Consider the following 26,732-nt stretch of genomic DNA (forward strand, 5'->3'; position numbering starts at 1 on the left):
CGATTCCTTGTGACAAATTATGATTTGAGTTATGACTCAAAAAATTAGATCGCCGCACACACTTTTTCTGTTAAATCATGTTGGAAGCCCATTCGCTCCATTAATAATTCAACCATGTGGCGCTTGCGATTAGTATTTGTATTTGTGATTACCCAGAATGGAGTACCTACAATTTCACGAGGCTTTGTCGTTTTACCGCTCGCGATTAATGTCTCTTGATTGTCAGCAAAATAAACTCGAGTACGGCCTTTTACTTCCGTTGCTTCAGAGAAAGCTTTTGAGTCAATTTTATATAATTCAGATAATACAGTTAAAAAGCGATCGATCGCTTTATCTAATGCTGAAAATTCATCAGAGATTAATAAGGTACGCACCGCTTTAACGCGATCTACCGATGCCTCTTTACCAGCATCTTTACTGACTACAATGCCTTTTTTCTGTACTTCAACAGGAGCAGAAACAGCAAGGTCTGAAGGTGATGACTGCATTAAGAGACGACGTAAAATATCAGAGGCACTTTCACCGATGTGTTGAGTTTGGCTCGCAATAAAGCGGTATAGTTCTTCGTCTACTTCAATTGTCTTCATTATATGGTTCGTATTCTATAATCTATTTATGAAGGCACGATTATACCCTGTAAAATCGTGATACTCTACGACAAACCTAACACAACGATAGAAAAATGATGTTACTTAACTATAAAGAACAAGGAAATGGGGATCCTTTGATCCTAATTCATGGATTATTTGGAAGCTTAGACAACTTAGGTCTTCTTGCTCGACAATTCGAAACAGAATATCGAGTGATCAGTGTTGATCTTCGAAATCACGGTCGTTCATTTCACTCTGATATTCATAATTATCATGAACTTGCAAACGATCTTGTTAATTTATTAGATCATTTATCTATCACTTCAGCACATATTATTGGTCATTCAATGGGCGGTAAAGTAGCAATGGCGCTAGCGAGTCAATCACCACAATTGATTCAATCTCTATCCATTTTAGACATGGCTCCTATTGCTTACCCTAAGAGAAAACATGATGCTGTATTCTCAGGTTTGCACAAGATCCTTGATAATAAGCCAGTAACACGTAAAGAAGCAGACAACTTACTTGCCACCTCTATTGTTGATCCTGGTGTTAGACAATTTTTAAGTAAATCCCTATATAAAGAACAAGAGCACCTTGCTCTTCGCTTTAATGTGAATGCTTTATTTGATAATTATGCACAGATTATTGGCTGGGATAATATTCCCGCTTTTGAGGGTGATGTTATCTTTATTAAGGGACAAAACTCAGACTATATTTTACCTGAACATCAAGCGAATATTATAAGCCAATTCCCAAATGCCAAAGCGCACATTGTTAACGGAACTGGACATTGGTTACATGCAGAAAAGCCAGAAACAATTTATCGAGTCATAAAACGCTTCATTGAAAAAGTGACAAATCGATAATCCATACCAACAAAGACAAAGCTATGATATAGTTTTGCAAAATTATTCGATCAGATATAGGTCGCTTACTTAAGATAAGGGTGATTCATGCTTTATGAACATTTTGATCTCATTGAATCTATTGGTTTAGATTTATTGTTTGCCTCGATATTCTTTTTTATCGGTATGGCTATTAAAGATGTATTAAAGCAAGCAAATGTTCCCCCTTTCGGCCGTAAAATTGTATGGCTTGTTCTCTTTTTAGGTTGTGCAGGCTTTATTGCTAAAGGACTCATCCAGCTGAGCTGGGAAGGTTCTGGACTCAATTAAATTGACTGATCTAACACCATTTATTTTTATTTAATATAGACAATACAGGTATTCATCATATGGCAAGTGTAGGACTCTTCTTTGGCAGCGATACAGGTAACACTGAAGCTGTTGGCAAGATGATTCAAAAGCAGCTTGGTAAAAAGCTAGTTCATGTACAAGATATTGCTAAAAGCAGCAAAGAAGACATCGATAATTTCGATCTACTTCTATTAGGTATCCCTACATGGTACTACGGTGAAGCTCAATGTGATTGGGATGATTTCTTCCCTGAACTAGAAGAAATTGACTTTTCAACAAAGCTAGTTGCTATTTTTGGTTGTGGTGACCAAGAAGATTACGCTGAATACTTCTGTGATGCGATGGGTAATATCCGTGATATCGTAGAAGCAAAAGGCGGTACTATCATCGGTTACTGGCCAACTGAAGGTTATGAGTTTGAAGCGTCTAAAGCATTAGTAGATGATGATAACTTTGTTGGTCTATGTATCGATGAAGATCGCCAACCAGAACTAACTGAAGAGCGTGTTACTAAGTGGGTAAACCAAATCCACGAAGAAATGTGCTTAGCAGAATTAGAAGACTAATATTCTAATTCCTATAATGCTCTCTGCCTATCACTCATTTAGTGTAGGGAGCATTATCTAAACTCTGGTTTCTTCCTTACATATAATGTTCTATTTACCCTAGCTACTACCTTTCCTTTTTTATCATAAATATATACTTCAAATTGCGGAAAATGCTTTTCCCCCTTTTTTGTCGCTTGTTTGATTTCTGCTAACTGTTCATCTGATATCACAAACCGAGCGTGTAAATCAGTGGTTCCTGGTGAAATAAAATCTATTTCAGATTGTTTATCCCATACATAATATTCATCTCTTAATATCCCCATTAACATGAGAGAGAACACAGGATCGGTCATAGAAAAAATACTGCCTCCATACTGAGTTCTATTAGCATTTCGATTCCAAAAACGATCTTTCAAAATAACACTTACTTCTTGAAAGTCAGATGAAATATTTTCGATTGAGATCCCAGCCCCCCAAAATGGAGGCCAAATATTTAATGCCCTTTTTACAATTTTTGGGGTAAAGTAACGATACATATTTAATCTCTTTAATTCTGGTCAGACCTCATAATAGTTTCTTTGTTAACAAAAGATCAACATCTATTTTTTTGTAAGAGATCTTGCATATAAGGTTTCAACTGAATTGAATGTTCCCTATAATTAAGTGATTAAAACTGCACAGGAAATCGATGCAGAAAGCCAAAACAGGAAAAGTCGATGTCAGATAATAACCAAGCTCTAAAAAAAGCCGGTTTAAAAGTAACCCTTCCGCGCCTTAAAATTTTAGAAGTGCTACAAGAACCAGAGTGCCAACACATTAGCGCTGAAGATTTGTATAAAAAGCTGATTGATATCGGTGAAGAAATCGGACTTGCAACTGTTTACCGTGTATTAAACCAATTTGATGATGCTGGTATCGTCACTCGCCACCATTTTGAAGGCGGTAAATCAGTTTTTGAATTAGCAACTCAACATCACCATGATCATTTAGTTTGCTTAGATTGTGGAAAAGTAATTGAGTTCTCGGATGAGACAATTGAGCAACGTCAAAAACAAGTTGCAGAAAAGTACAATGTCCGTCTAACGAATCACAGTTTGTACCTATATGGTCACTGCATAACGGGTGATTGTGCTGATAATGATGATGCACACAACGCTTAATTAATCGCTTTTTGCATAACCTCATATAAAAAAACCAGCATTTTCATGCTGGTTTTTTATTAGCTAGTAATGATTAATTAACCAGCCCAAGTATCACGTAAACCTACAGTACGGTTAAAGACTAATGCATCAGCACTTGAGTCTTTGTTATCTGCACAGAAGTAACCTGTACGCTCAAACTGATAACCAACTTCAGCTTCTGCTGTTGCTAAACTCGGTTCAACAAAACCATTTTTAACCACTAAAGACTCAGGGTTGATTGTTGCAGCAAAATCATCCGCAGCACCTGGGTTTGGTACAGTGAATAAACGATCGTATAAACGAATTTCAGCTGGTAATGCTTTATCAGCAGAAACCCAGTGAATAACACCTTTAACTTTACGACCATCTGCAGGGTTTTTACCTAACGTATCTTCATCGTAACTACAGAAAATCGTTGTGATATTACCTGCTTCGTCTTTTTCAATACGGTTAGCTTGAATAACGTAAGCACCACGTAAACGAACTTCTTTACCTAGCACTAAACGCTTGTATTTTTTGTTCGCTTCTTCGCGGAAGTCGTCTTGTTCAATATAAACTTCACGAGTAAATGGTACTTCACGAGTGCCCATTTCAGGTTTATTTGGATGATTAGCAATATTTAGCGTCTCAACCTTACCTTCTTCGTAGTTTTCAATCACAAGTTTCACTGGCTCAAGAACAGCCATTGCACGAGGTGCTGATTCGTTTAAATCATCGCGAATACAAGACTCAAGAGAACTGAATTCAATCATGTTTTCTTGTTTCGTTACACCGATACGCTTACAGAACTCGCGAATTGATGCAGAGGTAAAGCCACGACGACGTAAACCAGAAACCGTAGGCATACGTGGGTCATCCCAACCATTTACTAATTTCTCAGTCACTAGTTGGTTCAGCTTACGCTTAGACATTACCGTATATTCAAGATTTAGACGGCTAAATTCATATTGACGCGGTTGGCAATCAATTGTGATGTTCTCTAGTACCCAATCGTATAAACGACGGTTGTCTTGGAATTCAAGCGTACAAATAGAGTGCGTAATGCCTTCTAATGCATCAGAAATACAGTGTGTGAAGTCGTACATTGGGTAAATGCACCACTTATCACCCGTTTGATGGTGAGTAGCAAAACGTACACGATAAATAACAGGATCACGAAGTACGATGAATGAAGAAGCCATATCAATTTTAGCTCGTAAGCAAATTGTGCCTTCTTTAAATTTACCATCACGCATTTGTTCAAATAACGCTAGGTTTTCTTCTACGCTACGATCACGGTACGGGCTGTTTTTACCTGGCTCTTTTAGAGAACCACGGTATTCACGCATTTGCTCAGGAGTTAGCTCATCAACATACGCTAATCCTTTTTCAATTAATTCAACAGCATAACCATATAGCTTATCAAAGTAGTTTGAAGAATATTGAATATCTCCACTCCACTGAAAACCTAACCAGTTAACGTCATTCTTAATAGACTCAACGTATTCGATGTCTTCTTTCTCAGGGTTTGTATCGTCAAAACGAAGATTACACTGACCCTGATAATCTTGAGCAATACCAAAATTCAAACAGATAGATTTTGCGTGTCCGATATGCAGATAGCCATTTGGCTCTGGCGGGAAACGAGTATGGACACTGGAATGTTTACCAGACTTTAAATCTTCATCAATAATTTGACGGATAAAGTTGGTAGGACGAGTTTCAGTTTCACTCATCTAAAGCACCTCATTGGTATTAGTATTGTCAGAAAGAACAGATTGTTCATATCTCCCTATGATCCACAATTATGGGCAGATACTCAATATATAGAATCAAATAGTTTGGTTATTTATATAAAAAAAGCCGCTCTAAAGAGAGCGGCTTGTTGATTTTGAGTTAATTACTCAATAATTATGGTAGTGCAACTGCTGTTAGGTCTTCAGAAGCTGGGATTTTTTTCATTTCGCCAGCTACGATTTCAGCAAGAGGACCAAGGATAACTTGAACGTTGTTTGAACCAAGTTTAACCACACCCATTGCACCTAGAGCTTTAAGTTGCTTCTCGCTGATTACGCTAGTGTCTTTAAGAGTTAGACGTAGACGAGTGATACAAGCATCGATGTTTTCTAGGTTTTCGTGGCCACCTAGAGCTTTAAGGTATTGTTTAGCTAGCTCACCAGTTTCTTTAGAACCGCCAACTGTTGAACCTTCTTCGTCTTCGTCGTCTTCACGGCCTGGAGTCTTAAGGTTGAACTTAACGATTACAGCGCGGAATACGAAGTAGTAGATTGCGAAGAATACGATACCTTGGATAATTAGCATGTACCAGTTAACAGCTAGAGGGTTACGAGTAGAAAGTACCATATCTACAAGACCAGCTGAGAAACCGAAACCTGCAATCCATTGCATAGATGCTGCGATGAATACAGAGATACCTGTTAATGCTGCGTGAACTACGTATAGTGCAGGAGCAAGGAACATGAATGAGAATTCTAGAGGTTCTGTTACACCAGTGAAGAATGATGCGAAACCAGCAGCGATCATGATAGATGCAACTTTTTCTTTGTTCTCAACTTTAGCAGTGTGGTAGATAGCTAGTGCTGCACCTGGTAGACCAAACATCATGATTGGGAAGAAACCAGCTTGGTACATACCTGTAACACCTACAGTTGCAGTACCTTCAGCGATAGACTTAGCGCCACCTAGGAAGTTAGGAATATCGTTAATACCCGCTACGTCAAACCAGAACACAGAGTTAAGTGCGTGGTGAAGACCAACAGGGATAAGTAGACGGTTGAAGAATGCGTAGATACCAGCACCAACAGAACCCATACCTTGGATTGATTCACCAAAGTGTACTAGGCCACCGTAAATTGCAGGCCAGATGTACATAAGTACAAACGCAATTAAGATACCTGCGAAAGAAGTTAGGATAGGTACAAGACGCTTACCTGAGAAGAATGCAAGTGCTTTATGCAGTTCTACAGAAGAGAAACGGTTGTAGATTTCAGCAGATACGATACCAACTAAGATACCAACAAATTGGTTATTGATTTTACCAAATGCAGCTGGAACTGCAGCAGGATCAATACCCTGAATTTGAGCAACTGCTCCTGGTGAAAGAAGAGTAGTAACAACTAGGAAACCAACAAAACCAGAAAGTGCAGCTGCACCATCTTTATCTTTAGACATACCATAAGCAACACCTACTGCGAACAGTACTGACATGTTGTCGATGATAGCCGCACCAGCTTTGATTAAAAACGCTGCAAGTGCACTGTTGCCACCCCAAGCTACCGGGTCAATCCAGTAACCAATACCCATTAAAATTGCTGCTGCAGGTAATGTAGCAACTGGTACCATCAGTGCCTTACCTACTTTTTGAAAATATCCTAAAATATTCACCTTTAGTTTCCCCCTATAAGGATTTTAGATTTTTTTTGAATAACTTAACCTGTTCTTCACAAAACTTATTTCGTTACTCGTTATAAACAGGGTCAGTGTAAGGGATTAATTTCGCCCCGCAAATTAAAAGCTAACGTATTGTGATCATTATCACCTGCGGAAGGAATATTTAGGGTATTTTGCTAGCGAGATCATAAAACTTATTTTATCATTCGAAAGAATAAAACATCAGGAATAAAATTTGGTGCATATTATGACCAAATTTTGTCATTACTGAACGTAACATTTAGGTATTCTGAGTGTACCGCTCAGTAAGCAGTTCTATTTTCACCTGCTTAAAAATTTCAACGAAAAAAGTTTATTTTTTTTCGTACTCTAAATTATAACCAAAGGATTCAAGCTATGTATGCGCTAACTAACTGTAAAGTTTATACAGGTAACGATGTTCTTACTGACCATTCAGTAATCATTAATGGAACAGAGATTGAAGCTGTTTGCCCAACATCAGAACTACCAGCTGGTATTGAGCTAAAAGACTTAGATGGAGCGATTCTAAGCCCAGGCTTTATCGATCTTCAGCTTAATGGTTGTGGCGGTGTAATGCTTAATGATGAAATTACAGCAGAAACCATGCAAATTATGCATGAAGCAAACCTAAAATCAGGCTGTACTAGCTTCTTACCAACGTTGATTACTTCTTCTGATGAAGATATGCGTGCGGCAATCGAAGCAGCTCGTGAATACCACAGCAAATATCAAAACCAATCTTTAGGTTTGCACCTAGAAGGTCCATACCTAAACGTAATGAAAAAAGGCATTCACAGCGTTGATCATATCCGTACGTCAGACTCAGACATGATCCAACTTATGTGTGATAACGCAGACCTAATAGCAAAAGTAACGCTAGCACCAGAGCAAAATGATCCTGAGCATATCGAGCGCCTTCATAAAGCAGGTATCGTGGTATCTATTGGCCACACAAACGCAACTTATGCTGAAGCTCGTCAAGGGTTTGAGTCAGGTATCACTTTCGCAACTCACTTGTTTAATGCAATGACACCTATGGTTGGTCGTGAACCAGGTGTTGTGGGTGCAATTTATGATACTCCAGACGTTTATGCTGGCATCATTGCTGATGGTTTCCATGTTGACTATGCAAACATCCGTATTGCACACAAAATAAAGAAAGAAAAACTAGTATTAGTGACCGATGCCACAGCTCCTGCAGGTGCTGACATGGAATACTTTATTTTTGTGGGTAAGAAAGTATATTACAAGGATGGCAAATGTGTTGATGAAAATGGCACATTAGGTGGCTCAGCTCTGACTATGATTGAAGCAGTTCAGAATACAGTTGAGCACGTTGGAATCGCTTTAGACGAAGCACTACGCATGGCGACTTTATATCCAGCTCAAGCTATGGGCTTAGATAATAAACTTGGCCGCATTAAAAAGAACATGGTTGCTAACCTTGCTATTTTTGATCGTGACTTCAATGTAAAAGCGACTGTTGTGAACGGACAATACGAGCAAAGTTAATATGACTGGCGGACAAATTGGTAATGTAGATCTAGTAAAACAATTAAACAGTGCGGCTGTTTATCGTTTAATCGACCAAAAAGGTCCGATTTCTCGAATTCAAATTGCAGATGTAAGCCAGCTGGCTCCTGCAAGTGTTACCAAAATCACCCGTCAACTATTAGAGCGCGGCTTAATAAAAGAAGTCGCGCAACAAGCATCTACTGGTGGTCGAAGAGCTATCTCCTTGACCACTGAAACCTCCCCTTTCCACTCTATAGCAGTACGTCTAGGACGAGATTACATTCAACTGAGTTTGTTTGATCTTTCGACTAAAGAGCTGGCTAGCGAATACCAAGAATTCCATTATAGCAACCAAGAACATCTACTAGATGGGCTGAAATTACTATTGGAAGGCTTTATTTCAAAAAACCAAGATACAATTAAGCAATTAATTGCTATCGGCATTACTCTTCCTGGTTTAGTTAACCCTGAAACGGGTGTGGTTGAATACATGCCAAATACCGATGTAAACAAGCTACTTCTAGCGGATTTCATCAAAGATAATTTTAATACTGAATGTTTTGTAGGTAACGATGTTCGTGGCCTTGCACTTGCTGAACATTACTTTGGTGCTTCACAAGATTGTTATGATTCGATCTTAGTCAGTGTTCACCGTGGTACTGGTGCAGGTATCATTGTTAATGGCAAAGTATTTTTAGGTCATAACCGCAATGTAGGTGAAATTGGTCATATCCAAATTGACCCTATTGGTGATAAATGCCAATGCGGTAATTTTGGTTGCCTAGAAACCGTTGCTGCTGACCCAGCAATCATTGCACGTGTTGAGTCCTTATTAAAACAAGGCTATCCATCAAGTCTTTCTCAGTTACCAAAAATCACCATGACAGATATTTGTCATGCTGCAAATCATGGCGATGAGCTAGCGACTCAAACAATATTGCGTGTAGGTAATCAATTAGGTAAGGCTATTGCGATGACAATAAACTTATTTAATCCTCAAAAGGTCGTTATCGCAGGTGCAATTACCCATGCAGATAAAATCCTATTTGCTGCAATTCGTAACTGTATTAAAAATCAATCATTAACTACTTTCCATAAAGATCTACCAATTGTTGCTTCTGAGTTATACGACCAACCAACGATCGGGGCATTCTCTATGGTAAAACGTGCGATGCTTAATGGGGTCTTGTTACAAAAATTACTCGATGAATAATCACGAGTCTCTATTCACGTGTTATTATTCTAAGGGTTGCTATTAGCAGCCCTTTTTTTCGCTTACCATCAGGAACATGAGTATATGGAGTTACTTTTTATCATTGCAGCGTTTGTAATGGGATTTATTGCTTTAAAAATTAATCTACCGCCTCTTGTCGGTTTTTTATTAGCAGGATTTGGTTTACACGCCCTTGGTTTTCAATCTAACGACGCCCTTGAGACATTTGCGGATCTTGGAGTCACCCTATTACTTTTTTCCATTGGCTTAAAATTAGATATCAAAACATTACTTGCTAAAGAAATTTGGTTAGGCGCTACACTTCATAATGTCTTTTCAACTCTGTTTTTTACCTTTGCATTATTAGGGCTTAAACTTCTTGGCATCAATATGCTTGCCAACATAGAGACAGCTCAACTGGTACTCTTTGGTTTTGCACTCTCTTTCTCAAGTACAGTATTCGCAGTAAAAGCATTACAAGAAAAAGGTGAAATGAATGCAACCTACGGTACCTTAGCCATTGGTATTCTTGTTATGCAAGATATCTTTGCGGTTGTATTTTTAACTGCATCAACGGGTAAAATTCCAGAAATTACCGCGCTCGCTCTTTTTGCATTACCTTTGTTTAGACCATTGTTTTTTAAACTACTCGATTGGGCTGGGCACGGTGAAATGCTGGTCCTTTACGGTATTTTCTTAGCGTTAGTTGCTGGTGCAGGTACTTTTGAATTAGTAGGTATGAAACCGGATCTAGGTGCACTTATCTTAGGAATGCTATTAGCTGGACATGCAAAAGCCTCAGAATTATCTAAATCACTTTTTAATTTAAAAGAAGTTCTCCTCATTTGCTTCTTTTTAAATATAGGCTTGTCTGCTGCACCAACTATTTCAGGTCTTGGACTCGCTCTGATCCTTATTCTATTGCTGCCTGTTAAAGGTTTCTTGTACTTCATTATTATTAATAAATTCAAGTTCCGAGTGCGAACCTCATTGCTTGCCTCCCTAACTCTATTTAATTACAGCGAATTTGGGCTTATTGTTGGCGGTCTTGCCTTTAAAATGGGATGGTTACCAGCAGATACCTTGGTTGCCATTGCTATTGCGGTCTCCATCTCGTTCATTATCTCAGCACCATTAAATAATTTCGGACATACCATTTACCAACGTTCTCGTCATTGGCTAAAAGAACATACTGCTGAACGATTAAATCCGATGGATAAGCTAATTAATCCCGGACGCGCTCAAATTTTGATTTTAGGTATGGGCCGTATTGGTAGTGGCGCCTATGATGAACTAAAAGAAAAATATGGTGACATTATTTTAGGCATAGAATTGCGTGAAGAATCAGCAAAACAGCACCAAGAGCTAGGAAGAAATGTGATTTCTGGTGATGCAACCGACCCTGATTTTTGGGAACGTATTCTTTCAACGTCGCACGTAAAGTTAGTTTTATTAGCGATGCCAAATCACCAAGGTAATCAATTTGCACTTGAGCAACTACAAACCAGAAACTATCAAGGACAAACCGCGGCAATCGCAGCATATAATGACCAAATTGATGGATTAATTGAACAAGGTGTTGATGCTGCATTTAATATTTACCACGAAGCAGGCAGTGGTTTTGCCCGCCATGTAAGTGAACAGTTGGATCCACAATTTAATCATCATAAAGATTACATAACACATTAATTTATCGTTAATTTATTTCATTCAAATAATGAAGAGAGCACAGCATCGTTTGTTGTGCTCTCTTTTTTTATCTCTTTTATCTTCAATAATTATAACTTTCAGTTCAAAAAAGCAGCACCAAGTAACGATTCAATAAGTAAATCTTCATTTTGTTAAAAAATATCTAATCATGGGTCGTATTTGTGAATTTATTTGTATTTCTGGGTTGATTTTTTTAGCGGTAATGGCAAATTGTATTCAGGACAATAATTTAAGATAAAAATTAAGAAGAGTAGAAGGAACTAATTTATGTGCTCAATTTTCGGAATTCTAGATATTAAAAGCGATCCAACGCCACTAAGAACTACCGCTTTAGAAATGTCTAAAAAGTTACGCCATCGAGGCCCAGATTGGTCAGGTATCTATTCATCTGACAAAGCAATTTTAGCGCATGAACGTTTAGCTATCGTTGGCTTAAACAGTGGCGCACAACCTCTTTATAGCGAAGATAAAAAGCACATCCTTGCTGTTAATGGTGAAATTTATAACCACAAAGAGCTTCGCGAAAAATACGCAGATAATTACACATTCCAAACTGATTCAGATTGTGAAGTTATTTTAGCGTTATATCGTGAAAAAGGAGCCGATCTACTCGAAGATTTAAATGGTATTTTTGCCTTCATTCTTTACGATGAAGAAAAAAATGAATATTTAATTGGTCGTGACCATATTGGTATTATCCCTATGTATCACGGTTATGATGAACATGGTAACTATTATGTTGCTTCAGAAATGAAAGCATTAGTTCCTGTATGTAAATCAATCAGTGAGTTTCCTCCTGGCCACTTCTACTCATCAAAAGATGCAGAACCAACGCGTTATTATTTACGTGATTGGATGGATTATGATGCAGTTAAAGATAACCCAACAAGTAAAGAAGACTTAACGCAGGCACTTGAAGATGCTGTAAAACGCCAATTAATGACAGATGTTCCTTATGGTGTACTTCTTTCTGGTGGATTAGATTCATCTATTACGTCTGCCGTAGCTAAACGCTTCGCGGCGATGCGTATTGAAGACGATGAAAAGTCGGAAGCATGGTGGCCTCAACTGCACTCTTTTGCTGTTGGTTTAGAGGGTGCACCAGATCTAAAAGCCGCTCGTGAAGTTGCAGATAAACTGGGTACTGTTCACCATGAGATGACTTACACCATTCAAGAAGGGTTGGATGCGATTCGTGATGTTATTTATCATATTGAAACCTATGATGTAACCACGATTCGAGCATCAACACCAATGTTCTTAATGGGTCGTAAAATCAAAGCAATGGGCATTAAAATGGTACTTTCTGGTGAAGGTGCTGACGAAATCTTTGGTGGCTACCTCTACTTCCATAAAGCACCAAACAAAAAAGAGTTCCATGAAGAGACCGTTCGTAAACTACTTGCTTTAAACATGTTTGATTGTGCTCGAGCGAATAAATCACTTGCCGCTTGGGGTGTAGAAGGCCGTGTTCCATTCTTAGATAAAGAATTTATTGATGTGGCTATGCGTTTAAACCCACAAGATAAGATGTGTGGCAATGGGAAGATGGAAAAACACATCTTACGTGAATGTTTTGAGCATTATTTACCTGAAGCTATCGCATGGAGACAGAAAGAACAATTCTCTGATGGTGTTGGATATAGCTGGATCGACACATTACGAGAAACAGCAGAGGCAAAAGTAACAGATCAACAAATGGAATCAGCAAAATTCCGCTTCCCGTATAACACGCCAACAACGAAAGAAGCGTATGTTTATCGAGAAATCTTTGAAGAGTTATTCCCTCTAGAGGATGCAGCGAAATGTGTTCCAGGTGGTCCATCAGTTGCTTGTTCATCAGCAAAAGCGATTGAATGGGATGAATCTTTCCAGAACTGTGTAGATCCGTCAGGTCGTGCTGTTCAAGCCGTTCATAACGAAGCATACGATTAATGCACTAGCACTCATTTTAATGTAATAAAAAAGCGCCTTATAGGCGCTTTTTTATTACATTAATATTCGATATCTGAGTTAGGTATTTTTATTTCTACTTTTTTATTAATTAACGTTATTAAGAGGATGGAACGTTTTTCACCATCAGCTTCTTTATAAATCGCTTCAATACCGCTATACGGTCCTTCTTTTATCGCTACTTTTTGTCCAGCTTCAGGTAAACACTCTAATTTTTCTTTATTGTTATTTTCATCGAGCGCTTTTAATGAGTAAATCAAGTCACCTTGCAGAACCTTTGGCTGAGCACCAAATCGAATAAAATCACTGACTCCACGAGTAGAGCGAATAGAAGTAAACGATGGACCTACCTCAAAGTCAAAATAGATAAACATGTAGCATGGAAATAGTGGTTCTTTTACTTGTTTTCTTTTTCCTCGAACAATTTTCTCTACAACGATCTCAGGATAAAAGCACTCTACCATTTGATTTTCTAAATGTAGTTTCGCTCTCTCTTGCTCACCGCGTTTGCAATAAAGTAAATACCACTGTTTCATAACTCAATACCTAACCAAACCAACTGAAGATCATAGCATGTCAAATCATTCAAAAAAATGATTTCCTAGTAAAAATCAATAGTTGCACGCACAACAAATGTTAAATATCGATAAATAACCAAAATTACATCTAAAGTCTAAATAACAATACAAAATTAAAATAAAAAACCAACAAGTCAAAACAAAAAAGAACTTAAGCCTATAAGAGAATACAAAAACAGAGTATGATAATGTTACTGATTTAAAGTGTTTCCAAACATTTCAAAGAGTTAAAATGTTACGCAAATCACATAAAAATGTACGACATTGCAGTAACGACATTCAAAGCGTATAAATTTACGCAGTATAAGAAGAATAATATTCCATTATAAAAGAGAACATTATGTCAAATAACAACAAATTACTTATGGGACACCCTCAAGGGTTGTTCTTACTTTTTGGAACAGAGCTTTGGGAACGCTTCTCCTATTACGCAATGCGCGCTATCTTGGTTCTATATCTCACAGATAGAACCATCAATGGCGGTATGGGTTGGACAGTAAAAGACGCATTAAGCCTATATGGTACTTATACCGCCCTTATGTACATAACCCCTCTCATTGGCGGATGGTTAGCTGATAATTACTTAGGCCAACGTAAAGCATTATTAATCGGCGGTTTCTTAATGGTAATTGGTCAATTTACTTTGGCTTTACCGCACGATTTTCTTCCTTTTTCTGTCGAAGCCTTATTTTATACCGGTCTTGGTTTTCTAATCGCTGGTAATGGTTTATTTAAACCAAATGTTTCAACAATGGTTGGTGATTTGTATGAAGATGGTGATCATCGACGCGATGGTGCATTTACTATCTTCTACATGGGTATTAACTTAGGTTCTTTACTTGCTGGTGTTGTATCAGGCTCTGTAACTGGAGTATGGGGATGGAAAGCTGGCTTCGTTGCAGCAGGTATCGGTATGATCATCAGTTTGATCATTCAAAGCCTTTTTGCCCAACGCTTCTTAGGTGACATTGGTGTTAGACCTGCTGCACATATTGCAAAAGAAAACGCAAAAGCAGCTGGTAAATCAAGCACGGCGTTAACTAAAGAAGAGATTGACCGACTAAAAGTGGTCATGATCATGGGTTTATTCGTTATTGTTTTCTGGGCGGGCTTTGAACAAGCTGGTGGCCTAATGAATGTATATTCACAACAATACACAGATAGAATGATTGGTTCTTTTGAAGTTCCTGCAGCTTGGTTCCAATCGTTAAACCCGTTCTTTATTATTGTTCTTGCTCCTATCATTGCTGGAATATGGGTTAAACTCGGTCCAAAAGAGCCAAGCTCACCAGTTAAATTTGCGATGGCTCTATTCTTCTTGGCTATGGGTTTCGTATGTATGGTTGGCGCAGTACTAGAACAAGGTGGCGACTTAACCATTAAAACCTCAATGCTTTGGTTAGTTGGCGCGTATTTCTTCCATACTTTAGGTGAACTGTGTTTATCACCAATTGGTCTTTCATTAGTGACTAAATTAGCTCCATTACGTTTAGCTTCATTAATGATGGGGACTTGGTTTGGCTTCAATGCTATCTCTAACTACATTGCAGGTTTAGTAGGCTCACATGTTGAAAGCTTAGGTGCTCTAGATATTTTTGCTGGTATTGCTATCACGGCAACGGTTTCTGGTGTTCTTCTTCTGATAATTTCAGGTACGCTTATTCGTTGGATGCACGGTGCTGAAAAAGCCCATTAATAAGTAAGTCCAAACTGAATATCAAATATTCAGAATGCGATTTAGCACAAAAAAGGCAGCCTTCATGGCTGCCTTTTTATTATACCAATGAACGGATTAGCTAAATTGGTACAACTAAATATAACTCTACAATGTGATTCTATCTCGGTTTTTCTCAACCAGTTTATCCCCAATACCTTTAACTTTCGTTAAATCATCAGCTTTGACAAACTTGCCGTTAGCATTACGGTAATCAATTATCGCTTGAGCTTTTGATTCTCCAACACCAACCAATAACGTTTTTAGCTCTTCAGCTCCTGCTTGGTTGATGTTAACCGTTATTTCAATACCTTCATGTGTATCGCTTTTTGTTACTTCTGCTGCTACTGAAGCAGAGAAAAGTGTTAGTGTTAACATCAAGGTACTAAGTAAAGTGAGTATGCGTTTCATTATGTATCCTTTTTAAAATGAAAAAATGATGATTGATACATCAGAAAACAACACCTATTCAAACATCGGAAAAAGCATATTAAAACGTTTACTAAAAACCTATATGGAAATAGTTTCTATCTTTAAAAACACGACGGGCCCCTTATAGGAGCCCGTCTTTTATATTTATCAGTTACAAAGAAATGCTTTACTGTTCAAGTAACGGATAGCTAATTTCTGTACTTTCTTTTAGCGTATCTAACGTTGCAGTTAAATCTTGCTGAGTTTGAGAACGCAATAAACCAGTAGCAATTTGCGATGACATATTTGAATCATTTAATTCTAATACACTATCAAGAGCAACAATGACATGGTTTCCTTGACGATCCATAACCTGCGCATACGTTGATTTACCATCAACAGGTTTCTCTAAGCGGTATACATCATTTGCTAACTCATCATTACGGCTGATCATACGAGCCTCAGCAAACGCTAAGCCATTATTTGCGATAACACTATTGTCACCGTTATTAAGACCTGAAATTACGTTTTGAGCAAGTTCTAGAGCTTTCTGTTCGCCTTGTGCCTGAGATAATCGAGCGATTACTGCATCTTTTACTTCATCAAGAGGTAAAACCATTTCATCACGAACATCTTCAACACGAACAACGATAACGCGTTCAGGTGCAATTTCGATAACATCAGAGTTTAAGCCATCTTCTTTAACTTCTGGGCTATAAATAGCTTGAAGTACAGCTGAATCCGCAAGCGCTTTAGGTGCATCAGCTTGAGAGAAGAAATCAGATGTTACAATCTTCGCATCAACTGCTTCTGCTGCATCATCTAATGAATCAGGTGATTCAAACGCTTTTTCAGCTAATTCAGTTTGTAGACTGTAAAACGCATCTGCTGCATGCTCATCAACTAAGAAGGATTTGATATCAGCACTTACTTCAGCAAGCGGTTTTGTCGTTGGCTCTTCGATACCATTCAATTGAATAATATGATAACCAAACGCTGATTTAACGATACCAGAATGATCACCAACTTTTGCTAATTGGAAAGCAGCATCTTCAAACTCAGGATCAATAACACCACGTTCAATCCAGCCTAAAGAACCACCTTCTTTAGCTGTAGGGATATCTTGTGAAGCATCTTTAGCTACAGTGGCAAAGTCTTCACCATTGTTAATTCTATCTAGCACTTTTTGTGTATCAGCTTCGTCGCCTTTAATTAAAATATGGCTAACTTCACGCTTCTCTTGTGTAGAATATTTATCTAAGTTTGCTTGATAGTACTCTTCAATTTCTTTATCTGTAATTGGCGCCTGCGCTTTTAATGAATTACCAGATAGCTCTACATATGACACTTTTACTTGTTCAGGTCGAACAAATTGTTGTTTGTTTGCATTGTAGTATTCTGTGATTTCTTCATCTGTTACTTTTGCATTTTTAGCAAAATCAGCAGTATTTAATGTAATAGTACGAATTTCACGTTGCTGAGTTTCTAAAGCAGCTTGTGCTTGAACTTCATTTGATAACGTAAACTCTGTCGATTCCAACGCCATAACTAGCTGGTTTCTTACTAAGTCTTGACGTAAGTAAGCGGCAAAACTATCAGAGCTAAAACCTGCGCGGCGTAAAGAAATGTTATAGATTTCTTCATCAAACTTGCCATCTTTTTGGAATTGAGGCATTGAAAGGATAGTTTGACGAATTTGATCATCGCTAATACGCAAGCCTAAATCTTGAGCTTGGTTATCAAGCAGTGCATCATTAACCATACGGTCTAAAACTGACTTACGGAATTGCTCTACATATGCAGGATCACCCAGTAACGTAGCAAAATATTCACCTAACTGTGATTGCATACGGTTACGTTCATTTTGATAAACTTGCTCAAACTCATTACGAGTAATTTCGCGCTCACCAACTTTCGCTGCTAAAGGCTGGCCACCACCGACTAAATAACTACCTACACCTGCAAATACAAATGAGAAAATAATTAGACCGAGAATGATCTTAACTGCAAGGCCTGTTGAACCTTCGCGAATTCGATCCATCATAATGTGTATTAACTCCTAATCACCGAATGGAATGATTTTATTCCTAAGAAAACATTTCAATTTCTATTGATAGTGAAAATTTAAAATAGTTCAACAAAAGAAAAATTTAACAATAAAAAAGCGCATCATTGGATGCGCCTATGACTCATATCTCTAGTCTACTAGCGTTACGCTAGCTTGTGTAGAGTTTTATCTAGTTTTCGATTAGTTACACGCATCTTTTAATGCTTTACCCGCTTTAAAAGCAGGAACTTTTGCAGCTGAAATCTCAATCGCTTCACCAGTTTTAGGGTTACGACCTGTGCGAGCTGCACGCTCACGAACTACAAATGACCCAAAACCAACAAGAGTTACTTGATCGCCACTTTTTAGCGTCTCAGTTACTGTTTCAACTAGTGCATCTAAAGCACGGCCTGCTGCTGCTTTTGAGATATCTGCACTTTCAGCAATTTGATCAACTAATTGAGATTTATTCACGGTATTCCCCTTTAAAATTTTCATTCAACAGTTTAATGAACGAGTCCATATAATAATATTTGTTGTGTGAATTTATCTTCACAGCAATAGAGTCTAACTTAACGATATCAATATAGAGTGACAAGTCATTTCGACTTGTCAGCCCTGTTATATCAACGTTTTTTGCTACACATCACTTTTTAGATTGTTCAACACTAAAACCTGATGGGTCGCTTTGTAAAGCCAATGTCAAAACTTCGTCAATCCACTTAACTGGATGTACAGATAAATCAGCAATTACATTCGCTGGAATGTCTTCTAAATCACGCTCATTCTCTTTTGGAATGATCACGGTTTTAATTCCACCACGGTGTGCAGCTAACAATTTTTCTTTTAAACCACCAATAGGCAGTACTTCACCACGTAATGTAATTTCACCCGTCATTGCAACATCAGAACGAACCGGATTACCAGTTAAGCTTGAAACAAGTGCCGTACACATACCGATACCTGCACTTGGACCGTCTTTTGGTGTTGCACCTTCTGGTACGTGAACGTGAATATCACGCTTTTCATAGAAATCAGGATTAATACCTAATTTTTCAGCACGAGTACGAACTACGGTCATTGCTGCTTGGATTGACTCTTTCATCACGTCACCAAGCGAACCTGTATAAGTAAGTTTACCTTTACCTATCATTGATTCAGCTTCAATAGTAAGTAAGTCACCACCTACCTCAGTCCAAGCTAAACCAACAACCTGACCAATACGATTCTCATCATCCGCTTTACCGTAATCACAGCGCTGAACGCCTAAGAAATCTTTCAGGTTATCTTGATTAATCGTTACTTTCTTAATCGATTTATCAAGTAAGATCTGCTTAACCGCTTTACGGCATAATTTAGAGATTTCTCGCTCTAAACTACGAACACCAGCTTCACGCGTGTAATAACGAATAATGCCAATGATTGCTGAATCATCAATCTCAATTTCATTTTCTTTTAAGCCATTACGCTTAATTTGTTTTGTCAGTAAATGATTCTTAGCAATGTTTAATTTTTCATCTTCTGTATAACCAGATAAACGAATCACTTCCATACGATCCAATAATGGACCCGGAATATTCATTGAGTTAGACGTTGCAACAAACATGACATCTGACAAATCGTAATCAACTTCTAAATAGTGATCACTGAATGCGCTGTTTTGTTCAGGATCAAGTACTTCTAATAAAGCAGATGCTGGATCACCACGCATGTCCGATGACATTTTGTCAATCTCATCCAAAAGGAAGAGTGGGTTTTTCACTTCAACTTTCGACAGCTTTTGGATTAACTTACCTGGTAATGAACCAATGTAAGTACGACGATGTCCTCGAATCTCAGCTTCATCACGTACGCCACCAAGAGCCATACGTGTGTATTTACGTCCCGTTGCTTTCGCAATAGATTGCCCTAATGAGGTTTTACCTACACCAGGAGGTCCAACTAAACAAAGGATAGGACCTTTTAGCTTACTTACTCGGCTTTGAACCGCTAAATATTCTAAAATACGTTCTTTTACTCGCTCTAAGCCGTAGTGATCTGAATTTAAGATCTCTTCAGCTTTTGCCAAGTCTTTCTTCACTTTAGAGCGTTTATGCCATGGAACACCAACCATGCAATCAATGTAGCTACGAACTACCGTTGCTTCAGCTGACATTGGAGACATCATTTTTAATTTCTGAAGCTCTTGCTCTGCTTTTTCTTGCGCTTCTTTTGGCATTTTTGCATCTACAATTTTCTTTTGCAGTGCTTCAAATTCATCAGGAGCATCATCCAAATCGCCCAGTTCTTTCTGAATGGCTTTCATTTGCTCATTCAAATAGTACTCACGTTGGCTTTTTTCCATTTGTTTTTTAACGCGGCCACGAATACGTTTTTCGATTTGAAGTAAATCGATCTCCGATTCCATCATGCCCATTAAATATTCTAAACGAGCAATCACATCTGTTAATTCTAATACTTCTTGCTTATCAACCAATTTTAATGGCATATGAGCAGCGATAGTATCAGCAAGGCGTGCAGCATCTTCAATTCCATTTAATGAAGTTAACACTTCTGGTGGAATCTTTTTATTTAATTTGATGAAGCCTTCAAATTGATTAATTGCAGAGCGCATGATCACTTCTTGCTCTGCATCATCAATAACAGGTGTCAGCAAGAATTCAGCATCGGCAGTAAAGAAATCAGCCTCAAGAAACTGGTGAATTTTCGCTCGTTGCTGACCTTCAACTAACACTTTTACTGTGCCGTCTGGTAGTTTTAATAACTGTAAAATTGTCGCAATTGTACCAACACCGTGCAAGTCATCTAACTGTGGCTCTTCTTTTGCAGCTTCTTTTTGTGCCACAAGTAAAACTTGCTTATTTTGTTCCATTGCTGCTTCTAAGCAACGGATGGATTTTTCACGGCCTACGAATAATGGAATAACCATGTGGGGATATACCACAACATCGCGTAATGGTAGAACTGGTATCTCGATGCGCTCGGAACGCTCCAGGTTCATATTCTTCTCTCTTTCCGTCAGTATCTATTAGGAATAATATGGGGGCAAGTCGCTAAGATTCAATATAATTTTCATTAAAAAATAAAAAAGGAGGCCAATGCCTCCTTTTTATTCAACTAACTTGTCTTTTTGCTATTCAGCAGAAATTGCTTTTGTTTCTGTGTTTTCAAAAATTAATAGTGGTTCTGATTCACCATTAATCACAGACTCATCGATTACTACTTTAGAAACGCCTTCTTTTGAAGGTAATTCATACATAGTCTCAAGTAATACCGCTTCTAGAATTGAGCGAAGTCCACGAGCACCTGTTTTACGATCCATTGCTTTTTTAGCAATTGCTTTTAAAGCATCTTCACGGAATTCAAGCTCTGCACCTTCTAAATCAAATAATGCACCATATTGTTTAGTTAATGCATTTTTAGGTTGACTTAAAATCTGAACTAACGCTTCTTCATCTAATTCAGTCAGCGTTGTTGTTACAGGCAAACGGCCAATAAATTCTGGAATTAAACCAAACTTAACTAAATCTTCTGGTTCAATTTGCTTGAACAAATCACCGATTGTTGCTTCGTTTTCTTTAGAACGAACATCAGCACCAAAACCAATGCCTGTACCTGTTGCAACACGTTGCTCAATTACTTTATCTAAGCCAGCAAAAGCACCACCACAAATAAATAGAATCTTAGATGTATCTACTTGTAGGAATTCTTGCTGTGGATGCTTACGACCACCTTGAGGTGGAACTGAAGCAATTGTGCCTTCAATCAATTTCAATAGCGCTTGCTGAACACCTTCACCAGATACATCACGTGTAATTGATGGGTTTTCAGACTTACGAGAAATCTTGTCAATTTCATCGATATATACAATGCCACGCTCTGCTTTAGCAGGATCGTAATCGCATTTTTGTAATAGCTTTTGAATGATGTTTTCAACATCTTCACCAACATAACCCGCTTCAGTTAATGTGGTTGCATCCGCCATAGTAAACGGTACATCCAAGAAACGAGCTAGAGTCTCAGCAAGTAATGTTTTACCACTACCCGTTGGGCCAATCAGAAGGATATTACTTTTACCAAGCTCTACCCCATCTTTTGTTGTATCGCCATTACGCAAACGCTTGTAGTGGTTGTATACAGCAACAGCCAGTACTTTCTTCGCATGTTCTTGACCAATTACATAGTCATCTAAATGCTCACGAATATTACGTGGTGTTGGTAACTCTTCACTACTCTCTTTAGGAGACAGAGTATTATCTTTTAGCTCTTCGCGAATAATGTCGTTACATAAATCAACGCACTCATCACAAACATAAACAGATGGGCCTGCAATTAGTTTACGAACTTCATGCTGGCTTTTTCCGCAAAAAGAGCAATATAGTAACTTTCCACTATTTTCGTCTTTACGCTTGTCTGTCATTTGCTAACCTCTTAAACGTTGCCTTTATGCTGTAAGTTTATACTAACTTACCTTCTTTGCTGTAAACGTTACTGCTTTTTTATGAATTAGTCACGCTTATTTAACACAGCATCTACAAGACCGTATTTCACAGCATCATCTGCTGACATGAAATTATCACGATCTGTATCTTGTTCAATCACTTCCAAAGGCTGACCTGTGTGCTCTGCAAGCAACGTATTCAATTTCTTCTTAATCGTTAAGATTTCTTGAGCATGAATTTGAATATCAGACGCTTGACCTTGGAAACCACCTAGTGGTTGGTGAATCATCACACGTGAATTTGGTAATACATAACGCTTACCAGGAGCACCACCTGCAAGTAAGAAGGCACCCATAGAACATGCTTGACCCATACATACTGTACTCACGTTTGGCTTGATGAACTGCATTGTGTCGTAAATAGACATACCCGCAGTAACAGAGCCGCCTGGAGAGTTAATGTATAGGAAGATATCCTTATCAGGGTTCTCAGACTCAAGGAAAAGCAACTGTGCTACAACTAGGTTAGCCATGTGATCTTCAACTTGACCTGTTAAAAAGATAACTCGCTCTTTTAACAGACGGGAATAAATATCATACGAACGCTCACCACGTGAAGTTTGCTCAACAACCATAGGAACAAGTGCATCCATAATAGAAGGCATTGCATTGTTTTCTTGATAGCTCATAACCGTATCCCTTATAAAATAAATGGTCCGAATGACGCTTCATTCGGACCATTATTAGCAGATCTTGTGAAACTAAGTCAACTAACTACTTAATTAATTTAGAAATTAAGCAGGTTGTTGATTCATTAGTTCGTTAAAGCCAAATGCTTTTTCAGAAACTTGTGCTTTAGCTAGGATAGCTTCAACAGCTTGTTCTTCTAGAGCAACATTACGCATGTTGTTCATCATTTGCTCGTTGCCTTCGTAGTAAGCAACAACTTCTGTTGGATCTTCGTATGCAGAAGCCATTTCGTTGATAAGTGCTTTTACTTTCTCATCATCAGCTTTTAGCTCTTCAGACTTGATAACTTCACCAAGAAGAAGACCAACAACTACGCGACGTTTAGCTTGTTCTTCAAATAGTTCACGTGGAAGCTCAGGAGCTGTGTCAGCGTTGCCACCGAAACGTTGAACTGCTTGTTGACGTAAAACTTGAACTTCTTGATCGATTAGAGCAGAAGGTACGTCAATGTTGTTTTGCTCAACTAGACCGTTGATTGCTTGTTCTTTGATCTTGTTCTTAACAGCTTGAGCTAGTTCACGCTCCATGTTCTTACGAACTTCAGCTTTAAGACCTTCAACGCCACCTTCAGCGCCGAACTTAGCAACGAACTCGTCGTTTAGTTCAGGAAGCTCACGAGCTTCAACTTTAACTACTTTAATAGCGAACTGTGCAGCTTTACCTTTTAGGTTTTCTGCATGGTATTCTTCTGGGAAGTTAACGTCGATAGTTAGTTCGTCACCAGCTTTCTTACCTTTGATGCCATCTTCAAAACCAGGGATCATACGACCTTGGCCCATTTCTAGAGGGAAGTTTTCAGCTTTACCGCCTTCAAACTCTTCACCGTCGATAGAACCAACAAAGTTGATTGTAGCGCGAGTACCGTCTTCAGCAGCGATATCAGCATCAGCCCAAGTAGATTGTTGCTTACGTAGAGTTTCTAGCATTTCTGCTACGTCTTCATCTTTAACTTCAACTTGTGGTTTTTCAACAACAACTTTGTCTAGACCTTGAAGAGCTACTTCTGGGTAAACTTCAAAAGAAGCAGAGAAAACTAGATCTTTACCTTCTGCGAATTCAACAGGTGTAAATGTTGGAGCGCCAGCTGGGTTGATTTTCTCTTTTACGATAGCTTCGATGAAGTGACGTTGCATAACTTCACCCATCACATCATTGCGTACCGCTTGACCATACATTTTCGCAACCATCTTCATTGGCACTTTACCTTTACGGAAGCCATCGAAGCGACGATTTTTAGCGATATTACGAAGCTCAGCAGATACTGCATCTTCAATGTTTGCTGCTGGAACAGTGATAGTTAGAACGCGCTCTAGGCCTTCTTTAGTTTCAACGGTAACTTGCATGTTTATATAAACCTCAAAATCGACTCAGGTTCTCTGAGTTTGCGACAAAACAAAACGTGTCGCATCCTTGTGTTACGGGACTATAAAGATAGACCGCAACCCCTATGATTCGTGATACCTCAGGGTACCTTCCTTTTATTTACTTTTATATCAAAAGCAAATACGTATTTTAGCAATCAAAATACGTCATTTAGCCAAGTGGCAAAATAAGACGCGATATTGTAGCGATCTGACGTTTCTATGTCGAGGCTCACTACACTTGTTGATAATCTTTAATGAGAAATTGGGGAATAAGTAGTACTTTTCAACCCTTATTAACGATTTTTTTCTTAAAATAACCGTTATTTATTAAAAATTTTGCTACTAACAATATCCGCCATCATTTCAATGTGTAACTCATCATCATTTAAACACGGAATAAAGGTGTATTTTTGACCACCAGACTCCATGAAAATCTCTTTACACTCTTCAGAAAGCTCTTCTAATGTTTCCAAACAATCAGACGAAAAAGCAGGACTGATAATGTCTAATGATTTAATTCCTTTTGGCGCAAGCACTTTTAATGTTTCAGAAGTATAAGGTTGTAACCACTCTTCACGTCCGAAACGAGATTGGTAACTCATACCAATTTGTTCAGAAGTTAACCCTAGCTCTTGTGCTAATAATTCGGTTGTTCTTTCACAATGCGCTGCATAAATATCGCCATTATCAACAAAACGTTGTGGAATACCGTGGTATGAGCAAAGAACATAATCCCCCTTTCCATTCCTTTCCCACGACTGACGCACGGAGTTTGCAAGTGCTTTAATGTACAAAGGGTGATCATGGTAATTATGAATCATGGTGAAATTGGGTAGTACAGGTGTCGTTTTGTATTGTTTTGCAATTTGGTCAAAAACAGCTGCAGTTGTAGTACGAGAGTATTGCGGATACAAAGGTAAAATAATTATCTCATCACAGCCTTGTTGTTCTAATGACTCAATACCAGATTTAATTCTTGGTTCACCATAAGTCATTCCTAAAGCTACAGGCATCGAAAGGCGTGTTTCTAATGCTTTTACCTGTCGCTGTGAATACACTAATAATGGTGAGCCGTCTTCCATCCAAACGCTTTCATACAACTTAGCCACTTTTGGGGCGCGTATAGGAAGAATGACACCATGAAGCAATGGGCACCATATGAATCGATTCATATCCACCACTCGCTTATCATGTAAAAATTCTGATAAAAATTGTTTTACCGCAGCAGCTGTTGGCGCTGTTGGTGTTCCAAGATTAACCAGCAACACCCCTGTCTTTTTATTATTCACTGTCAATTACCTATTTATTTTCCATAAAAAAAGCGACCTATAAAAGGCCGCTTCAATATAGCAATAAATTACTGACTACGTAAGATTACGCTAGTGCTTTTTCGATTTCAGCACTTACTTCAGCAACTAATTTAGTACCATCAAATTTAAGGTACTTAGTATTACCTGCTTCAGCTTCTTTGTTGTAGTAAGCGATAAGCGGTGCAGTTTGCTCATGGTAGATACCTAAACGAGCAAGTACTGTCTCAGGCTTATCATCTTCACGGATAACAAGAGGCTCGCCAGTTTCGTCATCTTTACCTTCTTCTTTTGGTGGGTTGTACACTACGTGGTAAGTACGACCAGAAGGAAGGTGAGCACGACGACCAGACATACGCTCAACGATTACTTCGTCAGCAACGTCAAACTCAAGAACGTAATCGATAGATACACCGTTCTCTTTTAGGCCATCAGCTTGAGGAATTGTACGAGGGAAACCATCTAGTAGGAAACCTTTAGCGCAATCTTCTTGAGCAATACGCTCTTTAACAAGACCAAGGATGATCTCATCAGATACAAGTTGACCAGCATCAATTACAGATTTTGCTTGTTTACCAAGCTCAGTACCTGCCTTGATTGCAGCACGTAGCATGTCACCTGTAGAGATTTGTGGAATACCATATTTATCCATGATGAACTGAGCTTGAGTACCTTTACCCGCACCTGGTGCACCTAAAAGGATGATACGCATTGTTTTCCCCTTAAAAAATAATCTTGGAATTTATACCAAACCTTACAAATAAAAGTTACCTAACCTATATTTATAAACTTAGGTATAA

Annotated in this window: 23 protein-coding genes; 9 read left to right on the top strand and 14 right to left on the bottom strand. The window is 38.4% G+C overall.

All coding sequences use genetic code 11. From position 1 onward, the window contains the following. Positions 1-44 precede the first annotated feature (44 nt). Positions 45-587: a replication initiation negative regulator SeqA gene (gene seqA, locus HC728_RS02045; RefSeq protein ID WP_005418290.1), complete on the bottom strand. Its 543-nt coding sequence runs from the start codon at positions 585-587 to the stop codon at positions 45-47. 95 nt (positions 588-682) lie between these two features. On the opposite strand from seqA, the gene HC728_RS02050 reads away from it, so the two are divergent. The 3 genes from HC728_RS02050 (at position 683) to fldA (ending at position 2,355) form a co-directional block, all read left to right on the top strand. Further along, positions 683-1,459, top strand: a complete 777-nt coding sequence (locus HC728_RS02050; RefSeq protein WP_065604138.1) for an alpha/beta fold hydrolase — start codon at positions 683-685, stop codon at positions 1,457-1,459. Positions 1,460-1,546: 87 nt separating this feature from the next. Next, positions 1,547-1,768: a DUF2788 domain-containing protein gene (locus tag HC728_RS02055; protein ID WP_005418283.1), complete on the top strand. Its 222-nt coding sequence runs from the start codon at positions 1,547-1,549 to the stop codon at positions 1,766-1,768. A gap of 59 nt (positions 1,769-1,827) precedes the next feature. Then, positions 1,828-2,355, top strand: coding sequence for a flavodoxin FldA (fldA, locus tag HC728_RS02060; RefSeq protein ID WP_011261496.1), 528 nt, complete (start codon positions 1,828-1,830; stop codon positions 2,353-2,355). A gap of 53 nt (positions 2,356-2,408) precedes the next feature. On the opposite strand, the gene HC728_RS02065 is transcribed toward fldA, so the two are convergent. Beyond that, a complete protein-coding gene (locus tag HC728_RS02065) occupies positions 2,409-2,873 on the bottom strand; it encodes a hotdog fold domain-containing protein (RefSeq protein ID WP_065604140.1) in 465 nt (154 codons plus the stop codon). A 180-nt stretch (positions 2,874-3,053) separates the two neighbouring features. Between HC728_RS02065 and fur the strand changes: the two genes are divergently transcribed. After that, positions 3,054-3,497, top strand: a complete 444-nt coding sequence (gene fur, locus HC728_RS02070) for a ferric iron uptake transcriptional regulator (protein WP_005418273.1) — start codon at positions 3,054-3,056, stop codon at positions 3,495-3,497. A gap of 77 nt (positions 3,498-3,574) precedes the next feature. Here the strand turns inward: fur and glnS are convergent, their stop codons facing one another. Together glnS and nagE are read right to left on the bottom strand one after the other, a co-directional pair. Then, complete coding sequence (gene glnS / locus HC728_RS02075) at positions 3,575-5,233, bottom strand: glutamine--tRNA ligase (protein ID WP_005418271.1); 1,659 nt, start codon at positions 5,231-5,233, stop codon at positions 3,575-3,577. A gap of 175 nt (positions 5,234-5,408) precedes the next feature. After that, positions 5,409-6,902 carry an N-acetylglucosamine-specific PTS transporter subunit IIBC gene (gene nagE, locus HC728_RS02080; RefSeq protein ID WP_005418270.1) on the bottom strand — a complete coding sequence of 498 codons (1,494 nt, stop codon included), beginning with the start codon at positions 6,900-6,902 and terminating at the stop codon, positions 5,409-5,411. Between the two features lie 402 nt (positions 6,903-7,304). Between nagE and nagA the strand changes: the two genes are divergently transcribed. The 4 genes from nagA (at position 7,305) to asnB (ending at position 13,302) form a co-directional block, all read left to right on the top strand. Further along, entirely contained in the window at positions 7,305-8,441 is a 1,137-nt protein-coding gene (gene nagA / locus HC728_RS02085) for an N-acetylglucosamine-6-phosphate deacetylase (RefSeq protein ID WP_005418266.1), read from the top strand. A 1-nt stretch (position 8,442) separates the two neighbouring features. Next, positions 8,443-9,657 carry an ROK family protein gene (locus HC728_RS02090; protein WP_065597781.1) on the top strand — a complete coding sequence of 405 codons (1,215 nt, stop codon included), beginning with the start codon at positions 8,443-8,445 and terminating at the stop codon, positions 9,655-9,657. An 84-nt stretch (positions 9,658-9,741) separates the two neighbouring features. Continuing rightward, a complete protein-coding gene (locus HC728_RS02095; RefSeq protein WP_005418263.1) occupies positions 9,742-11,346 on the top strand; it encodes a cation:proton antiporter family protein in 1,605 nt (534 codons plus the stop codon). Between the two features lie 288 nt (positions 11,347-11,634). Next, the gene (gene asnB / locus HC728_RS02100; RefSeq protein WP_065604143.1) at positions 11,635-13,302 is read left to right on the top strand and encodes an asparagine synthase B; all 1,668 of its coding nucleotides are present in this window, start codon (positions 11,635-11,637) and stop codon (positions 13,300-13,302) included. Positions 13,303-13,361: 59 nt separating this feature from the next. On the opposite strand, the gene rfaH is transcribed toward asnB, so the two are convergent. After that, positions 13,362-13,856 carry a transcription/translation regulatory transformer protein RfaH gene (gene rfaH, locus HC728_RS02105; RefSeq protein WP_005418261.1) on the bottom strand — a complete coding sequence of 165 codons (495 nt, stop codon included), beginning with the start codon at positions 13,854-13,856 and terminating at the stop codon, positions 13,362-13,364. A 382-nt stretch (positions 13,857-14,238) separates the two neighbouring features. Here rfaH and HC728_RS02110 point away from each other — a divergent pair, with 382 nt between their 5' ends. Continuing rightward, positions 14,239-15,594 (top strand): peptide MFS transporter, encoded by a 1,356-nt coding sequence (locus HC728_RS02110; RefSeq protein ID WP_065604145.1) that lies wholly within the window; start codon positions 14,239-14,241, stop codon positions 15,592-15,594. Positions 15,595-15,720: 126 nt separating this feature from the next. Here HC728_RS02110 and HC728_RS02115 read toward each other — a convergent pair whose 3' ends face one another. The 9 genes from HC728_RS02115 to adk form a co-directional block, all read right to left on the bottom strand. Further along, the gene (locus HC728_RS02115) at positions 15,721-16,023 is read right to left on the bottom strand and encodes a ComEA family DNA-binding protein (protein WP_005418259.1); all 303 of its coding nucleotides are present in this window, start codon (positions 16,021-16,023) and stop codon (positions 15,721-15,723) included. 187 nt (positions 16,024-16,210) lie between these two features. Beyond that, positions 16,211-18,067: a peptidylprolyl isomerase gene (ppiD, locus tag HC728_RS02120; protein ID WP_190395089.1), complete on the bottom strand. Its 1,857-nt coding sequence runs from the start codon at positions 18,065-18,067 to the stop codon at positions 16,211-16,213. Positions 18,068-18,271: 204 nt separating this feature from the next. Further along, the gene (locus tag HC728_RS02125) at positions 18,272-18,568 is read right to left on the bottom strand and encodes an HU family DNA-binding protein (protein ID WP_011261491.1); all 297 of its coding nucleotides are present in this window, start codon (positions 18,566-18,568) and stop codon (positions 18,272-18,274) included. A gap of 148 nt (positions 18,569-18,716) precedes the next feature. After that, positions 18,717-21,071: an endopeptidase La gene (gene lon, locus HC728_RS02130; protein ID WP_017018476.1), complete on the bottom strand. Its 2,355-nt coding sequence runs from the start codon at positions 21,069-21,071 to the stop codon at positions 18,717-18,719. A 132-nt stretch (positions 21,072-21,203) separates the two neighbouring features. After that, positions 21,204-22,490 (bottom strand): ATP-dependent protease ATP-binding subunit ClpX, encoded by a 1,287-nt coding sequence (clpX, locus tag HC728_RS02135; RefSeq protein ID WP_005418253.1) that lies wholly within the window; start codon positions 22,488-22,490, stop codon positions 21,204-21,206. A gap of 86 nt (positions 22,491-22,576) precedes the next feature. Next, positions 22,577-23,200 carry an ATP-dependent Clp endopeptidase proteolytic subunit ClpP gene (clpP, locus tag HC728_RS02140; RefSeq protein WP_005418252.1) on the bottom strand — a complete coding sequence of 208 codons (624 nt, stop codon included), beginning with the start codon at positions 23,198-23,200 and terminating at the stop codon, positions 22,577-22,579. 105 nt (positions 23,201-23,305) lie between these two features. Continuing rightward, complete coding sequence (gene tig / locus HC728_RS02145; protein WP_012533616.1) at positions 23,306-24,604, bottom strand: trigger factor; 1,299 nt, start codon at positions 24,602-24,604, stop codon at positions 23,306-23,308. A gap of 341 nt (positions 24,605-24,945) precedes the next feature. After that, complete coding sequence (hemH, locus tag HC728_RS02150; RefSeq protein WP_065597786.1) at positions 24,946-25,914, bottom strand: ferrochelatase; 969 nt, start codon at positions 25,912-25,914, stop codon at positions 24,946-24,948. Positions 25,915-25,999: 85 nt separating this feature from the next. After that, the gene (gene adk / locus HC728_RS02155) at positions 26,000-26,644 is read right to left on the bottom strand and encodes an adenylate kinase (protein WP_005418249.1); all 645 of its coding nucleotides are present in this window, start codon (positions 26,642-26,644) and stop codon (positions 26,000-26,002) included. Between the last annotated feature and the right edge of the window lie 88 nt (positions 26,645-26,732).

The organism is Aliivibrio sp. S10_S31 (assembly GCF_014694495.1).
Taxonomy (GTDB): domain Bacteria; phylum Pseudomonadota; class Gammaproteobacteria; order Enterobacterales; family Vibrionaceae; genus Aliivibrio; species Aliivibrio fischeri.

Excerpts from the sequence above, each read along its gene's own strand:
- seqA (WP_005418290.1), bottom strand. The coding sequence starts at position 587 with ATGAAGACAATTGAAGTAGACGAAGAACTATACCGCTTTATTGCGAGC.
- HC728_RS02050 (WP_065604138.1), top strand. The coding sequence starts at position 683 with ATGATGTTACTTAACTATAAAGAACAAGGAAATGGGGATCCTTTGATC.
- HC728_RS02055 (WP_005418283.1), top strand. The coding sequence starts at position 1,547 with ATGCTTTATGAACATTTTGATCTCATTGAATCTATTGGTTTAGATTTA.
- fldA (WP_011261496.1), top strand. The coding sequence starts at position 1,828 with ATGGCAAGTGTAGGACTCTTCTTTGGCAGCGATACAGGTAACACTGAA.
- HC728_RS02065 (WP_065604140.1), bottom strand. The coding sequence starts at position 2,873 with ATGTATCGTTACTTTACCCCAAAAATTGTAAAAAGGGCATTAAATATT.
- fur (WP_005418273.1), top strand. The coding sequence starts at position 3,054 with ATGTCAGATAATAACCAAGCTCTAAAAAAAGCCGGTTTAAAAGTAACC.
- glnS (WP_005418271.1), bottom strand. The coding sequence starts at position 5,233 with ATGAGTGAAACTGAAACTCGTCCTACCAACTTTATCCGTCAAATTATT.
- nagA (WP_005418266.1), top strand. The coding sequence starts at position 7,305 with ATGTATGCGCTAACTAACTGTAAAGTTTATACAGGTAACGATGTTCTT.
- HC728_RS02090 (WP_065597781.1), top strand. The coding sequence starts at position 8,443 with ATGACTGGCGGACAAATTGGTAATGTAGATCTAGTAAAACAATTAAAC.
- HC728_RS02095 (WP_005418263.1), top strand. The coding sequence starts at position 9,742 with ATGGAGTTACTTTTTATCATTGCAGCGTTTGTAATGGGATTTATTGCT.
- asnB (WP_065604143.1), top strand. The coding sequence starts at position 11,635 with ATGTGCTCAATTTTCGGAATTCTAGATATTAAAAGCGATCCAACGCCA.
- rfaH (WP_005418261.1), bottom strand. The coding sequence starts at position 13,856 with ATGAAACAGTGGTATTTACTTTATTGCAAACGCGGTGAGCAAGAGAGA.
- HC728_RS02110 (WP_065604145.1), top strand. The coding sequence starts at position 14,239 with ATGTCAAATAACAACAAATTACTTATGGGACACCCTCAAGGGTTGTTC.
- HC728_RS02115 (WP_005418259.1), bottom strand. The coding sequence starts at position 16,023 with ATGAAACGCATACTCACTTTACTTAGTACCTTGATGTTAACACTAACA.
- ppiD (WP_190395089.1), bottom strand. The coding sequence starts at position 18,067 with ATGATGGATCGAATTCGCGAAGGTTCAACAGGCCTTGCAGTTAAGATC.
- HC728_RS02125 (WP_011261491.1), bottom strand. The coding sequence starts at position 18,568 with ATGAAAATTTTAAAGGGGAATACCGTGAATAAATCTCAATTAGTTGAT.
- lon (WP_017018476.1), bottom strand. The coding sequence starts at position 21,071 with ATGAACCTGGAGCGTTCCGAGCGCATCGAGATACCAGTTCTACCATTA.
- clpX (WP_005418253.1), bottom strand. The coding sequence starts at position 22,490 with ATGACAGACAAGCGTAAAGACGAAAATAGTGGAAAGTTACTATATTGC.
- clpP (WP_005418252.1), bottom strand. The coding sequence starts at position 23,200 with ATGAGCTATCAAGAAAACAATGCAATGCCTTCTATTATGGATGCACTT.
- tig (WP_012533616.1), bottom strand. The coding sequence starts at position 24,604 with ATGCAAGTTACCGTTGAAACTAAAGAAGGCCTAGAGCGCGTTCTAACT.
- adk (WP_005418249.1), bottom strand. The coding sequence starts at position 26,644 with ATGCGTATCATCCTTTTAGGTGCACCAGGTGCGGGTAAAGGTACTCAA.